Below are 14,574 nucleotides of genomic sequence, written 5' to 3' on the forward strand. Positions count from 1 at the left end.
TGGAATGAGCTACATATGTCTACAAATTTTCCAACTTATTGGGATTAGTCACACACACTTTTTGTCCTATAACCCTTTAATTACAAAAAAAATCCCCCTACCCTGCTGCAACAGAGTAAGGGGAATGTAACACACTTAGAGCGTGCCACCAAAACTATTTTAATTATAACACGCTCTAGGGTTATTTAGTATACCCAAAATAAGGAGCGTGATTTTTTTTATGGGAATGAAACGAGCTAACGGCACAGGATCCGTTTATAAACGTACAGATGGAAATAGACGTAAACCATACCGAGCAATTATTACAACTGGATATACTGATACTGGTAAAGCGATACGCAAAATAATTGGTGATTTCTCTAAAGCCAAAGAAGCACACGAAGCACTAGCTAGATTTACGAGTGGAGTTTTTGTAAATACAGACAAAATAAAATTCAAAGATATCTGGTTAATGATGATTGAAGAAAAGAAACGTGTTAGAGGATCTATTAATAGTACATTTAAAATGGCAAGTACTCGCCTAGCACCTGTCTGGAATATGGAAATTCAACAGGTTAAAACAGCACAGTTACAATCGATATTCGATGATATGACTGATTTATCAGAAGCATCTATGAAGGTAATAAAGTCGCTTCTAACCTCTACATTTGAAGTTGCAATGAAAAATGATTATGTGTCTAAAAATTATGCTAAACTTCTTATATTACCTAAAAGAGAAAAAAGAGAACCACTTCATACATCATATTCAGAAAATGATTTACGAGTTTTATGGGGTCACACAGATAACGAAATAGTTCGATTAATATTAGTATACATTTATACGGGTCTACGTCCTGTAGAGTTATTGCATATCAAAATCAACGATGTATATCTAAAAGAACGTTACATGATAGGCGGTGTAAAAACCAAAGCTGGAATTAATCGTAAAATACCCATTGCAGAGTGCATCTATCCATTTATAAAAGAGCTATATAGTAAAGGGGCTTTCTCAGAAAAGAAATTATTAGGAGCAGGAAGGGAAACATGGTGGTTACGTCGTAAAATAGATAAGCTATGTAAGGATTTAAATATAAATAGACATACAGCACATGATACAAGACATACTTTTATTACATTAGCTGCTAATTATGGGATGGATGATAAAATACTAAAACTTATAGTTGGACATTCAAATTCAAACGATATAACGAAATCAGTATACGCTCATAAAAATATCACCCAACTAATTGATGCTGTAAATACTCTTCCTTATGGTATAAATATGACTTTATATCCTGATGAAAATTGGGAGCAACGTGGGAGCAACGCTTAAAAATTTTAAACAAAAATAGGGGCATTCATTTTAGAATGCCCCCTTATTCTATCTATATTCTTGGCTTTATGAAATCACAAATAATTCATAATAGGATAGTGTACGAGACCGATATATAAGTTTGCCAATGTAATTGCTCCATTTACTAATATATTATAATTGAATCTAATCTGTTCTAATGATACCCAATAGCGACTCATCATTCCCAACGATAAGGGTCATTATAAGTTATTCCTTATCAGGTAATTCAGCTAAAATTTCATACAACACTTGTGTTTCATCTTTACTCAATGGTCGTTCCAATAAATCAGGACGCAATACATGAGTACGTTTTAAAGATTCTTTAAACCGCCATGCATCGATATTTTTATGGTGTCCACTGCGCAACACATCAGGTACAGTCCATCCCCTAAACTCAGGTGGTTTTGTATATTGGGGACATTCTAATAGTGGCTTGTAAAATGAATCCTCTATAGCACCATTGGCAGCACCGAGCACGCCAGGAATCATACGAGCCACTGCATCTGCAACGACCATAGCAGGCAATTCACCACCCGTTAATACGTAATCACCAATAGAAATTGTTTCATCTACAAGATGCTCTTCTACGCGATAATCGACGCCTTCGTAATGACCGCAGACAAGGACCAGTTGATCATAAGTGGCCAATTCCCGAGCTTTCTCTTGTGTGAAAGTCGTTCCTGTAGGACCCATAAATACGATATGAGTTTTTTTGACCTGTTCCGTAGGCGCTAGCCCCCCTTGGGAAGGCATCTCATTAGTAATAATATGCGCGCTACTAACAGCATCTGTATTGGCTCTAACACGACTACGGTGCTCATCAATACTTTCACCAATAACAGATTCAACAGCCTCAAAAATAGGAGGCGCCATCATGAGCATGCCGGCACCGCCACCATAAGGCGTATCGTCCACTTGACCATGCTTATTATGACTAAAATCGCGAGGGTTGGTGACTCTCATGGTGAGTCGCTCCGCCTCGATAGCCCTTTTTATGATGGAATGAGTAAAAAAGGCATCAAAAAACTCTGGAAACAAGGAAATTATATCGATTCTCATAGGGGCCTCAAAATTATTATCATATCTATATATACCTATTCTACAATATTTAATGATGAAAGTATAAATGCTGAATAATTTACACTATCACCATCCGTAACATCTACAATAAAATCATATAGTGCCATGGTCCATCTACTAATAGGACACATACATGCACGAAGATATATTTATTACAAAACACCTATATATAGATATAGCAAAACCGCCTAATGGATTATACCCATTCAGGCGGATTAACTACCATGATTCGCTTGTCCATATCAATATCGAGAACGACATCCTCAATGGCAGCAAATAATTGGTCTGGTTCCCCATCTTGAGAAACCACATATACGTCATTGGCACCTGGTTGCAACACATCGGTCAACGTGCCCAGCACATTGCCATTCGTATCGTGCACCTCAAGGCCAATCATGTCAAAAATGTAATAACGACCTTCTGGCAATTCCACCAAATCTTCACGGCGTACCTGAATTTCTTTTTTTGCCATCAATTCCGCAGCGTTACGATCGGGAATTTCTTTGAAAGTAGCTAACACAAATTGTTTATGAAATCGTGCGGATGTAATGTGGTATTCTTTACCATCAATGTAACAGACATCCATATGCATAAACCGATCTGGAAAATCGGTTTGTGGCATAATACGAAGATCACCCCGCACGCCGTGCGGGGCGATGATAACACCTATAGTGATGAAATCGTTATGTTTCATTATTGACGAAACGCAACGATTTTACCGTCTTCTAATAGGATTTCTGCACTCATAAGAGCGTCTAAATTATCACCCAATTTTACGGTAATCGTTTGCTCTAATGTACCTTGTGGAATTTCCGTGCCAAGGTTCAATTCTTGAGCTTCTTTCAATTTAGCTGTTACTTCTTCTTTGAAAGCCAATCGTTTATTCTTTTCTTCGTCGATTTGTTGACGAACTGCAGTAAGACTAGTGGCATCAATTTTAGCAGCATCTGCTAATAATCGTTGTGCTTGAAATTCAATAGTTTCCAAATCTTTGTTCACCATATTAAGGCGCGTTTCAAGATCGGTAACAATTTTAGATTTCAAATCTTCTGTAACCTTCGCTTTTACTGCTACAGGGACACGTAATGTCATTTCTTCCATTCTAACACTCCCACTTAAACAATATCGACTGATATCTTTTTGTTCTCTTTAATAGCCGCCGCTTTCACCACCGATCGAATCGCTTTCGCAATTCTACCTTGCTTTCCGATGACTTTACCCATATCCTCTGGGGCTACGTGAAGTTCATAAACCTCAACATTCCCCTTTTGGACCATGGTAACAGAAACGGCATCAGGCTGCTTCACTAATGATTTCGCAATTAATGAAATTAATTCTATCATCACAGTATGCCTCTCTATTAATTACTTTTTAGCGTCAGCAAATTTTTGCATAACGCCTTGTTTTTTGAACAAGGAGCGAACAGTGTCAGTAGGCTGAGCACCTTTAGCTAACCAAGCCAAAGCTTTTTCTTCGTCTACGCTAACGATAGCTGGATTTTTAGTAGCATCATATTGACCAATAGTGTCAACAGGACGACCTTCGCGACGAGCACGAGCGTCAGCAACTACGATACGGTAGAAAGGAGCTTTTTTAGCACCTAAACGAGTCAAACGAATTTTTAACATGTGGAATTCACCTCCTTATACTGATGTGGTGGACAGGTTCAGCGCCCCTGCCCATGTATTACATAAACGGTAATTTCGGCATTTTAGGGAAACCGCCTTTACCGCCTCGTAACCCTTGCAAGCGTTTCATCATCTTCCGCGCTTCTTCAAATTGTTTCAACAAGCGATTCACATCTTGCACCTGTGTACCAGATCCAAGAGCAATACGCTTACGACGAGATCCATTTAAAATATTAGGATCTTGTCTCTCTTCTGCTGTCATAGATGTAATAATGGCCTCAATGCGGCGCACCTCTTTACTATTCAAATCAAGATCCTTTAATTGATCTTTGATTTGACCCATCCCTGGCAACATGCCAATAATATTTTGTAATGGACCAAGTTTACGGACCTGATTCATTTGTTTCAAGAAATCATCGAGAGTGAAGTTGTTCTTGGCCATTTTTTGAGCCATTTCACGAGCTTCTTCTTCATCGATAGCACCTTGTACACTTTCAATAAGGGTTTTAAAATCTCCTAAATCAAGAATACGAGAAGCCATCCGATCTGGATAGAATACATCGAATCCATCCATTTTTTCACTAACACCGGTAAACTTAATTGGCAAACCAGTGACAGCCTTAATAGATAATGCTGCACCACCACGTGCATCGCCATCTAATTTAGTGAGAATAACACCATCGACACCTAATTTTTCATTAAACGCTTGCGCCGTTGTTACCGCATCTTGACCAATCATAGAATCCACAACGAGGAGGATTTCATGCGGTCGTACAGCAGATTTAATATTGGACAGCTCTTGCATCAACCGTTCATCAATAGCTAATCGCCCAGCCGTATCAATAATAACAACATCCTTTAACATGCGTGTGCTTTCCTCTACAGCTCGGCGTGCAATATCTACAGGGTCTGCACCAGGTGTTTCATCCGCAAATACAGGAATATCGATTTGCTTACCTACAACTTGTAATTGCTTAATCGCTGCCGGACGATATACATCGGCGGCCACCATCATAGGATGTTTACCTTGTTTGCGAAGGTAAACCGCTAATTTACTAGCTGTCGTAGTTTTACCAGCACCTTGTAAACCAACGAGCATAATAATAGTCGGTGGTTTGGAGGCAATCATAATACGACTTTGCGTACCGCCGAGAAGCGCTGTCAATTCATCGTTTACAATTTTAATAACTGTCTGTGCCGGATTCAAGGAACCAAATACCTCTTCGCCGAGAGCCTTTTCCTTGATGGATTTCACAAAATCCTTGGCTACCATGAAGTTTACATCCGCCTCTAAGAGCGCAGTCCGCACTTGACGCAATGCAAGATTGACATCATCTTCTGTAATTTTGCCCTTCCCTTTCAAGGATTGAAAGGCCTCTTGTAGCTTTTCAGATAAACTGTCGAATGCCATATTATCCCTCCATTTGCGTCAACAACTGCTGTACCTTTACCTGTGAAAGCACCTCTACTGGCAAGGTATTTTTTAATTCCTGAATTACTTGTTCACGCATTTCATACTGCGCTACTAAATGTAATTTCGATTCATAATCATTTAAAATATGTCGTGCACGCTGTAAATTATCATGCACTGCTTGGCGAGACACGCCGAGCTCATCGGCGATTTCGCCGAGAGACATATCATTTTCGTGATGTAACTGCAACGACAACCGCTGCTTGTCCGTTAACAATGGCCCATAGAAATCTAAGAGCAAACTAATGAGCACTCGCTCCTCCATAAGACCACCTCCACCACTGTCAAGTCATATTACTTGTCATATATTACAGGAAAAAGAAAAACCTGTCAAGTTTATTTACTTAACAGGCTAGTCTTTTGTAGATTATAGAGAACTATAGATCTACGTATTCAATTTTTTGAGTGTTAGGATTGTATACCCATGAATTTTGGAAAAACAGCATCATTAAAACATATACATTAATAATTGGTACCCACAAAAATAAAATCCAAAGGCCACTGTTTCCACCATCATGTAGACGGCGTACGGCCATACTGAGCCAAGGAATAAATGATAAAATTATTGTAGTATAAACAATAGTTTTAAAAACCTCCGGTGTAGTAAAGTGGACATATATATTCAAAATAAATCCAACTATATATAGCCCTACACTTAGTGAAGCCATTTCTCTACGCGTCGTTCGACCTTCAAAATCTAAGACATGTGTAAAAAATACACGTTTAAACGAGTCGGAAAATTCAATATCCCTTTCTAGTAAACTTGTATCGACCTTATTCTCGCTTCGAGTTCCACCTGTCCCCCAAATGCGTAATATTTCATTACCATTAATAATAACACCATTGGAATAAAGTTCACTTTCACCTCGACTTATTTCTGGCAACAACAGAGCTGTAACTAGAGTAATTACCGTAACATATTTCCAAACGGGTGGCACATGAAAAGAATATGTAACAATATTTTTTCCTTCAAATATATCAACAAAGTTATATGCATCTGGAAGTATCTCTCGAAAACCATTTTGAGATACCATCAAAATGGTTACTATACTAATTAAACTGCTGAAAATATATTTAAAAGGAATAACACTCATTCTAATACGTTTTATGGACAATATTATGAATGTGAGGAACCATAGAATATGAATTAATAAAAACAATATTGACATTAACAAATAATTGCTCTTGCCTATAAAAAATATGGGTATCATATATGAAAGCGCTGCAAATATTGATGTAAAAAAAAGAAATATATATGTCTGGATATTAATTTTATCATCTATAAATGTTCTTTCCGGATTTACAAATAAATCATATATATTTTTTTTGAAGAGCGCAATATCATTGGCTAAATTTATTTTTATTTTCAAAAAAATCATCCTCTATCATGGTCTATTTCGACATATCAGCCCCTGGCAAAGGTCTCCAAATTTTATTACTGTCTAATATCTCAAATTTATACCTCGAAACTTTACTTGGTCTTATTAACAAAATAGTAAATTAAATCTATACATTCGATTTTATATTTCAATTTAAGGTTTTCAAGATTACAAGCAACAAAACCTACTACTTACTAAACAACCTCCGCACAACCTTTTGCAATTTCGGCGTCAACACAATAGCCACCACAATGCCAGCAGCACTGGTAATTAAAGAATATTGAATTTTACTAGCCGCTACAGTCGCACTTTCAAGAACAAACCACCATGCTAAGAAATAACCAAATGCTGTCCATATAGAACCAACGATAAGAGCTACAAGAATACGTCCAAAACTAGCCGTAGGCTTGTTTAAAGATGGTGGCAAATAACCAGACGTCATACATCCCACAATGAGCCCCGCTAGGCCTTTGATAAAGAATGAAAACACAATATATTGCGTATGACCGCCAAACAAATCAAATAGCGCTGATCCAATAGCAGCCCCTAAACCACCATACAAACCACCAAATAAAATAGAAGTCGTAAACAATGCTGCTGACCCAAGATGCACCATAGCACCACCAGGCACCTCTATACGAATCGTTGTAGCCACCGCACACAACGCTGCAATAAAACCAATGTACACAATATCTCGGATACCTAACTTCATCAGATCCACCAGCCTTTACATACCATCCACACCAGCACCAAACCAAACAAAAACTAGCCTAATACCGAGGGATAAGAAATACGATTAATAAACCATACACTCAGTATAACAAACTAAACCATTTTTAAAAACACCATTTATATAGGAATTAACATCTTAGACTTTCCTACAACCTCGGATTGCGTTGTAAATATTACTTCACCTAAAACACCGCTACCATTAGATGCGAAAAAGCCCCTTAACTATGTAGGAGACTCGAACTTCAAGATTTACCTTGCGTGAGACTCGACTCCCGCCTCTACCATTTGGATTTGATTGTAAGTAATTCACACCTAAAACGTCCTCAAATACAACGTAGATGCGAAGAGTCCCATCAACTATGTAGGAGACTCGAACTTCAAGGTTTACCTTGTGTGAGACTCGACTACATAGTTGATGGGACTCAAACACCCAATTATAGTTTAGCCCGTTTTAAGCGAAGTGAATTACTTACAACCATAACCGAACTAAACGCCATGGCAGTCCCCGCTATCATAGGGTTCAACTCCCCAAGTGCTGCAAGTGGAATGCCAATACAGTTAAATATTAATGCCCAAAACAGGTTTTGTTTAATATTGGTCATTGTTTTTTTGCTTAATCGTACAGCTTGTACTAAAGTGTGAAGGTCATTGCGCACGAGAACAATGTCCGCCGCTTCTACGGCAATGTCAGTACCACTACCGATGGCAAAGCCTATATCGGCGGTAACAAGAGCTGGTGCATCGTTAATACCATCACCTACCATACCAACGGTGAGCCCTTGATTTTGTAATTCTTTCACCTTGCTCGCCTTATCTTGTGGCAATACCTCAGCAATCACGTGAAAAATGCCCGCTTGTTGCGCCATGTAATTTGCAGTCCTACGATTGTCACCAGTCAACATCCATACATCGATACCTTGAGACTGCAATCGTTTAATAACATCTACTGTTTCAGAGCGTAACTCATCTTCTACGGCCCATAAGGCGCGCACCACGCCATCTACAGCAAGCAATGATACAGATGCACCTTGTTCCTCAAACTGAGTAATAGCTGCCTCTACGACACTCAAATCACAACCTAGTTCGCCCATCCAACGACTATGCCCTAACTGGACAGGAGTACCATTATATACCGCCTCTAATCCTTTACCAGGTACATCAGCAAAGGACTCGATATTTGCTTCTTTGCCTTTATACCCTTTATCTTCCCCATAATACACCATAGCTTTCGCAATAGGATGAGACGTGCCACTTTCAAGGGCCATCATGAGGGCCATATTTTCGCTTTCGTCACCGCTGTAATTTGTGAAAGCACGAACATTGAGAACACCTTGCGTTAAGGTCCCTGTTTTATCCATGACGATGGCATTTAACTTACCTGCTTTTTCAAGATATTCTGCACTTTTAATGAGAATACCATGCTCTGCACCGAGGCCAGATCCAACCATGATAGATGTTGGGGTAGCCAGACCAAGTGCACAAGGACAAGCGATAACAAGAACTGCAGTGGCATTGATAAGCGCTGTATTTAAATCGCTACCAACGAGAAAATACCATATCAAACCAGTCACAGCAGAGATGGCAATAACAGCAGGCACAAAATAAGCCGCTACAATATCTGCCACCCGTTGGATAGACGCCTTAGACGTTTGCGCCTCTTCCACAACCTTAATAATTTGAGACAACATCGTATCACTGCCAATGCGTTTTGCTTCCATCGTAAAAGTACCACTTAAATTAATGGTGGCACCGATGACATTAGCACCAATATTTTTTTCTACAGGCAAACTTTCACCAGTAAGCATCGCCTCATCCACAGTGGAATAGCCATCTGTAAGAATTCCGTCTACAGGAATTTTTTCGCCTGCTCGAACTTGTAACATATCACCAGCCACTACTTGGGATGTAGGAATATCGATAAATTCACCATCACGGAATACATGCGCCGTAGCAGGTTGTAAAGCGATAAGTTTTTGCAAGGCCTCGGAGGTACGCCCCTTGGCAACCTCCTCTAACAATTTTCCTAATAGAATAAATGTAATGAGCCAAGCAGAGGTTTCAAAATAAATGCCAGATGAACCTAACTCTGGGACAAAAAGCCAATTATAAATACTATATCCATAGGCTACGGTAGTTCCCATTACAACCAGTACATCCATAGTAAGGGCGCCATTTTTCACAGCACTCCAGGCGCTCTTGTAGAACATAAGACCCGGTCCAAATTGAGCAATCGTAGCTAATACAAATTCAGCCCACACAGGAAGTGCGACGATACCAAATCGATGCAATGTCATATTAATCATCATAGGCACAGCCATACACGCAGCCACAACAAGACGAATAATATGCGGTTTTAAATCAACCTTTTCTATTTCCTGTTTTGTTTCATCCGCCTCCACTGCACCAAAGCCGATATTCGTAATAGCCTCGATAATGCGTTCTGAACCAACCTGTGCCCCTTCTACATAATCTACACTACCCTTGCGGGTAAGGAGATTTACTTTCACAGATGCAACGCCCTCTACCTTGGATACTACATTTTCTACCCGTTTTACACAGGCCGCACAATGCATACCAGTAATATCAAATTCTTTTTTGTTAATACTCATAAAAGACCTTCTTTCTATGTTAGAGTCATCATTATTCCTATTCTAGTTCACCATAATAATCTACTAATTAAGTATCACATCCATATAAGAGATTAACACGTAAATAAATCACAACATGCTACGCAATATATGAATGCTCACTCATATTCAAATCATAACACAAAGAGAATGGTTGTCAATATGTATAGTATACTCTTTATACACCATGCTTCAAACCACAATGTTAGGTAAATTATGCAGAAATTAGCAGTAAGTTTCAAAATTCATATACATATTCCTAGTATAAATAATATGATAATCTATACAGTTCTATAAAAAATATCTTATAATAAATTGATGATGAATATATGATGTTAAAGTGGGTGAGTGTGTAATGTCTGAACCAATTGAATTTATAACAATAATGGAAGAGTTCCGCAATGAATATGTGGTAGAGAAATCTCGTTTCATTACCACCCTCTACCCATGTAGTACAGAGGAAGAAGCACAAGCATTTATTAGTCGCATTAACAAAGAGTTTTGGGACGCTCGCCACAATTGTACGGCTTTTGCCTTAGGCCCAAAACAAGAAAAACAGCGTTCCTCAGATAATGGCGAACCTTCTGGTACAGCGGGTAAACCGATGTTAGAAGTATTAAAAAAAACGGGGATCACCAATGTAGCGGTGGTGGTAACACGTTATTTCGGCGGCATAAAATTAGGCGCTGGCGGTCTAATTCGTGCCTACTCTCATTCCGTGGCTGAAGCATTACGATTAGCACCTAAGGAATTACACACTACAAGAATTCCTCTACAAGTCACTATCGATTATGCCTTATATGGCGCTGTAGAAAGATACGTACAAGATAATGACCTACATTATGAAAGTAGCTTTGGTGAGAAGGTAACACTTACTATACTCTGTCAATTAGATTCATTGGAACGCATACAAAAAGAGCTCCAAGACATGAGTCATGGAGCTGCTAATTGTGTAGAGTTAAATCAAACGGAAGTAGTACTACCTTTATACAAATAAGAATATACAACACCGCAACAGAATTGGCTAACAGATGAAAGTAACTAACTATAGATTAGAACCCATCTTATATAACCTATGCCAAAGAACGTAATCCTTGTTTTAATTCTTGTCGTTTTTCATGAGTTAGTGGATGAGGCCATACTCGTTCTAATTGACGACGACGGCTCACTTGATTGTGGGCAGTCATTAATTTGCGTGCTTCCCACTTACGCAATGCAATTTTTAAAGTTCTTTTTACTACGCCCATATGTAGTACCTACTTTCCTACTTCATAATATATAAAATAATTTGATTAGTTCATCGAGTCAATTAATTCATCAAAACAACCCGATGTTTTCTTGATAGTTATAGTATATACAAGGATTAATGGAAAGTGAAATGACGGTTATTTTTTTCGTTATAATTTTTTATTATGTTGTTTTATAAATCACGGGAGACATTATGGATACATCCTATTATCACAATTTTATCACCCTCGTCCAGACTGGTAATATGACACAAGCTGCTGAAATCCTTCACATTACTCAACCTGCATTAAGTAAGCAACTCAAATATTTAGAAGCAGAATTTGGCTCCCAATTAATCAATATAAAACGTGGTCAACGAGGAACAAATTTACAATTAACAGAAGCAGGCAAAATTTTCTACGAAAAAGCCCAACAATTATGTTCCATCGAAGAATCTACATACAATGCAGTGAAACAACTGAATTCTCGCATTGAAGGAACATTGCGCATCGCTACCTCTGCGTCTCGATCAACGCCAATCGTACAACAATATTTACCAGCATTCTCTATGAAATACCCATCCGTCCGTTTTGAATTGTACGAAGGACTGATGACCAATGTAGTAAGCCAATTAATCAATGGTAGTGCCGAACTAGGCATCGCCAATATTCAAATGGTAGACACCGAAAAATTTGATATTCTCCTTACCCAAGAAGAACATCTATACGCCATTTTTAGACGTGACGTATTTTGGACCGATCGTGAGCACGATACAATTACATGGGAAGACATAAAAAAATCCCCCCTCTCCCTCTCTGGTGGCTCTGTGCGGATGATTGTACAATCATCTTTAACGGATATGGAACAACTCCATGTACAAGCTATTACCACCACTAAGAGCTCAGCTATCGAGTGGGCTTCCTCAGGTCGCACCGTCGCCCTCGTCCCAATGGACGCAAAAGAATTAGTAAACCATAGAAAAATGGCACGCGTGAAATTACCTGAATTTTCCGGCGACTTTAAAAAAGCGTTCATTACACTTAAAGGACACGCACTATCCCCAGTAGCGCAACAATTTATAGATTTTTATAAAGCTTATATTTAATAGATATATTGAACTAGTCTTATAACTATAGTCCTATACGGGCAATGGCCCCTATACAACAGCATAATACTAGTGATACGGAACGAGATCACATATACAGTACTAGAAAAAGAACATCCATTGGTGTAACGTGCTTTCAAGCTTTAGCTTGTGCTAAGTGAACCAATGGATGTTTTTTTCTAACTGATAATATGCCGTTGTATGGGTCCCCGACTGATCATTATCACAACAAATGTTACGGCTAGAACCAATTTTATGGGATTATAATATATCGCCTATTGATGTACCGCACCAACGATATCATTAATAGATTCTAAATTATATTGCTCTACATAACCTGCCATTTGACGACCAATGTGCCTAATCGCCTCTGGGTCAACCATAGTAGCCGTGCCGACTTGTACAGCACTAGCACCAGCCATCATAAATTCAATTGCGTCGGTACCGCTCATGATCCCCCCAAGGCCGATAATAGGAATGTTAACAGCTTTATATACTTGATGCACCATGCGTAATGCTACTGGTTTTACCGCTGGTCCACTAAGTCCACCGTAGATATTGCCTAGTAATGGTTTACGGCGGTGAATATCTATAGCCATGCCAAGTAAGGTGTTGATGAGGCTCACCCCATCGCCACCACCAGCTTCTACAGCTTTAGCAATTTCTACAATGTCTGTCACATTCGGCGATAATTTAACGATAACCGGTTTATTCGTTACTTTACGAACTGCCTTTGTTACGTCTTCTACCACCTTTGGATCTACGCCAAAGGCCATACCTTCACATTCTACATTGGGACAGGACACATTAACTTCTATGCCTGCAATGCCATCCACAGATAATGTTTCCGCCATCCATGCAAATTCCGCTACAGAACCAGCGGATACATTTGCTAACAATGGTACATCGTACTTTTTAAGGTCTGGCAAAATGTATTCTACAAAATGTTCTGCTCCTGGATTTTCAAGACCAATACAATTCAATACACCTGATGGCGTTTCTGCAATACGTGGTCCAGGATTACCATGGCGCCCCTTTGGGGTCAATCCTTTTACAGAAATGGCACCTACCTCATTACTAAGGTCGAGATATCCTGCATATTCAGGACCATTTCCAAAAGTACCAGACGCAGCGATAATAGGATTTTTCATCTTAATACCGCAATAATCAATAGCCAATTTAGGATTCGGTGTAACGGTGTTATTTAAATCGCGTTCACTCATTAAAAGAACACCTCCTCAGCAGGGAATACAGGTCCATCTTTACACACTTTGTATCGCTTGTTACCAGATCCATCGCAAGCACAACCGAGACAACCACCAGTACCACAGCCCATCCGTTCTTCAAGGGATACTTGGCATGGTACATCGAACTCCTTCGCTACCGCAGCTACCCCTTTCATCATCGGCGTAGGGCCGCAAGTCATAACGGACGTAAAATCATTACTACCAATCAGTTCAGGCATAATAGCAGTAGGAAAACCTTTCGTACCTACACTGCCATCATCAGTAGTGATGTGTACCTCTACAGGTGTATCTTTAAATAAATCAGCCCAGAATGTTTCAGATTCATTTCTAAATCCTAAAATAACCTGTGCTGTTTCGCCAGCTTTCAAATGGGATGCAATACAAAGCATAGGTGCAATGCCAACGCCGCCACCAACGAGGAGCATATTAGGAGTCGTTACAAATGGTTCTCCTAAGGGACCTAAACAATCTAATGTATCGCCAGCTACAAGCTTTGTCATAAGCTCCGTACCTGTACCGACAACGCGGTAGAGAAGGGTGATTGTTCCCTTCTCCGCGTCAAAACCAGCATAGCTAATAGGGCGACGCAACAATGGCGCTGTGCTATCTGCAACGCGAACATTACAGAACTGCCCTACCTTCGCTTCTGCTGCTTGTTTTGGCGCATGAATATCCATCATCCATACGTCAGACCCAATTTGGGTATTGCGAACGACTTCGCCCTTTTCTACATAGCCACTCATGG

Annotated in this window: 16 protein-coding genes; 3 read left to right on the plus strand and 13 right to left on the minus strand. The window is 39.4% G+C overall.

Annotation, left to right across the window (positions count from 1 at the left end; translation table 11 throughout):
• The first annotated feature begins 220 nt into the window (after positions 1-220).
• Positions 221-1,312: a tyrosine-type recombinase/integrase gene (locus EO120_RS07950; protein WP_127134949.1), complete on the plus strand. Its 1,092-nt coding sequence runs from the start codon at positions 221-223 to the stop codon at positions 1,310-1,312.
• A gap of 228 nt (positions 1,313-1,540) precedes the next feature.
• Here the strand turns inward: EO120_RS07950 and trmD are convergent, their stop codons facing one another.
• From trmD to EO120_RS08000, 10 genes are all read right to left on the minus strand, one after another.
• Positions 1,541-2,392: a tRNA (guanosine(37)-N1)-methyltransferase TrmD gene (gene trmD / locus EO120_RS07955; RefSeq protein ID WP_127134950.1), complete on the minus strand. Its 852-nt coding sequence runs from the start codon at positions 2,390-2,392 to the stop codon at positions 1,541-1,543.
• Between the two features lie 217 nt (positions 2,393-2,609).
• Entirely contained in the window at positions 2,610-3,107 is a 498-nt protein-coding gene (gene rimM / locus EO120_RS07960) for a ribosome maturation factor RimM (protein ID WP_127134951.1), read from the minus strand.
• Positions 3,107-3,514, minus strand: a complete 408-nt coding sequence (locus EO120_RS07965) for a YlqD family protein (RefSeq protein WP_127134952.1) — start codon at positions 3,512-3,514, stop codon at positions 3,107-3,109. Before EO120_RS07965 ends, rimM begins: the two co-directional genes overlap by 1 nt.
• A 14-nt stretch (positions 3,515-3,528) precedes the next feature.
• On the minus strand, positions 3,529-3,756 hold the full coding sequence (locus EO120_RS07970; RefSeq protein WP_004695567.1) for a KH domain-containing protein: 228 nt from the start codon (positions 3,754-3,756) through the stop codon (positions 3,529-3,531).
• Between the two features lie 21 nt (positions 3,757-3,777).
• Entirely contained in the window at positions 3,778-4,041 is a 264-nt protein-coding gene (rpsP, locus tag EO120_RS07975) for a 30S ribosomal protein S16 (RefSeq protein ID WP_127134953.1), read from the minus strand.
• A 58-nt stretch (positions 4,042-4,099) separates the two neighbouring features.
• Positions 4,100-5,452, minus strand: coding sequence for a signal recognition particle protein (ffh, locus tag EO120_RS07980; RefSeq protein WP_127134954.1), 1,353 nt, complete (start codon positions 5,450-5,452; stop codon positions 4,100-4,102).
• 1 nt (position 5,453) lies between these two features.
• A complete protein-coding gene (gene ylxM / locus EO120_RS07985; protein ID WP_127134955.1) occupies positions 5,454-5,777 on the minus strand; it encodes a YlxM family DNA-binding protein in 324 nt (107 codons plus the stop codon).
• Between the two features lie 112 nt (positions 5,778-5,889).
• Positions 5,890-6,882 (minus strand): DUF805 domain-containing protein, encoded by a 993-nt coding sequence (locus EO120_RS07990; protein WP_164725736.1) that lies wholly within the window; start codon positions 6,880-6,882, stop codon positions 5,890-5,892.
• 196 nt (positions 6,883-7,078) lie between these two features.
• Positions 7,079-7,603, minus strand: a complete 525-nt coding sequence (locus EO120_RS07995; protein WP_127134957.1) for an ECF transporter S component — start codon at positions 7,601-7,603, stop codon at positions 7,079-7,081.
• A 454-nt stretch (positions 7,604-8,057) separates the two neighbouring features.
• A complete protein-coding gene (locus EO120_RS08000) occupies positions 8,058-10,232 on the minus strand; it encodes a heavy metal translocating P-type ATPase (protein WP_127134958.1) in 2,175 nt (724 codons plus the stop codon).
• Positions 10,233-10,605: 373 nt separating this feature from the next.
• On the opposite strand from EO120_RS08000, the gene EO120_RS08005 reads away from it, so the two are divergent.
• Entirely contained in the window at positions 10,606-11,247 is a 642-nt protein-coding gene (locus EO120_RS08005) for a YigZ family protein (protein ID WP_127134959.1), read from the plus strand.
• A 76-nt stretch (positions 11,248-11,323) separates the two neighbouring features.
• Here EO120_RS08005 and EO120_RS09190 read toward each other — a convergent pair whose 3' ends face one another.
• Positions 11,324-11,497 carry a hypothetical protein gene (locus EO120_RS09190; RefSeq protein WP_164725737.1) on the minus strand — a complete coding sequence of 58 codons (174 nt, stop codon included), beginning with the start codon at positions 11,495-11,497 and terminating at the stop codon, positions 11,324-11,326.
• 194 nt (positions 11,498-11,691) lie between these two features.
• Here EO120_RS09190 and EO120_RS08010 point away from each other — a divergent pair, with 194 nt between their 5' ends.
• On the plus strand, positions 11,692-12,582 hold the full coding sequence (locus tag EO120_RS08010) for a LysR family transcriptional regulator (protein WP_127134960.1): 891 nt from the start codon (positions 11,692-11,694) through the stop codon (positions 12,580-12,582).
• Positions 12,583-12,857: 275 nt separating this feature from the next.
• Here the strand turns inward: EO120_RS08010 and EO120_RS08015 are convergent, their stop codons facing one another.
• Positions 12,858-13,805: a dihydroorotate dehydrogenase gene (locus tag EO120_RS08015; protein ID WP_127134961.1), complete on the minus strand. Its 948-nt coding sequence runs from the start codon at positions 13,803-13,805 to the stop codon at positions 12,858-12,860.
• Positions 13,805-14,572, minus strand: a complete 768-nt coding sequence (locus tag EO120_RS08020; RefSeq protein ID WP_127134962.1) for a dihydroorotate dehydrogenase electron transfer subunit — start codon at positions 14,570-14,572, stop codon at positions 13,805-13,807. The genes EO120_RS08015 and EO120_RS08020 overlap by 1 nt, the downstream gene beginning before the upstream one ends.
• Between the last annotated feature and the right edge of the window lie 2 nt (positions 14,573-14,574).

Source organism: Veillonella caviae (assembly GCF_003992125.1).
In the GTDB taxonomy this organism is placed as follows: Bacteria; Bacillota; Negativicutes; order Veillonellales; family Veillonellaceae; genus Veillonella; species Veillonella caviae.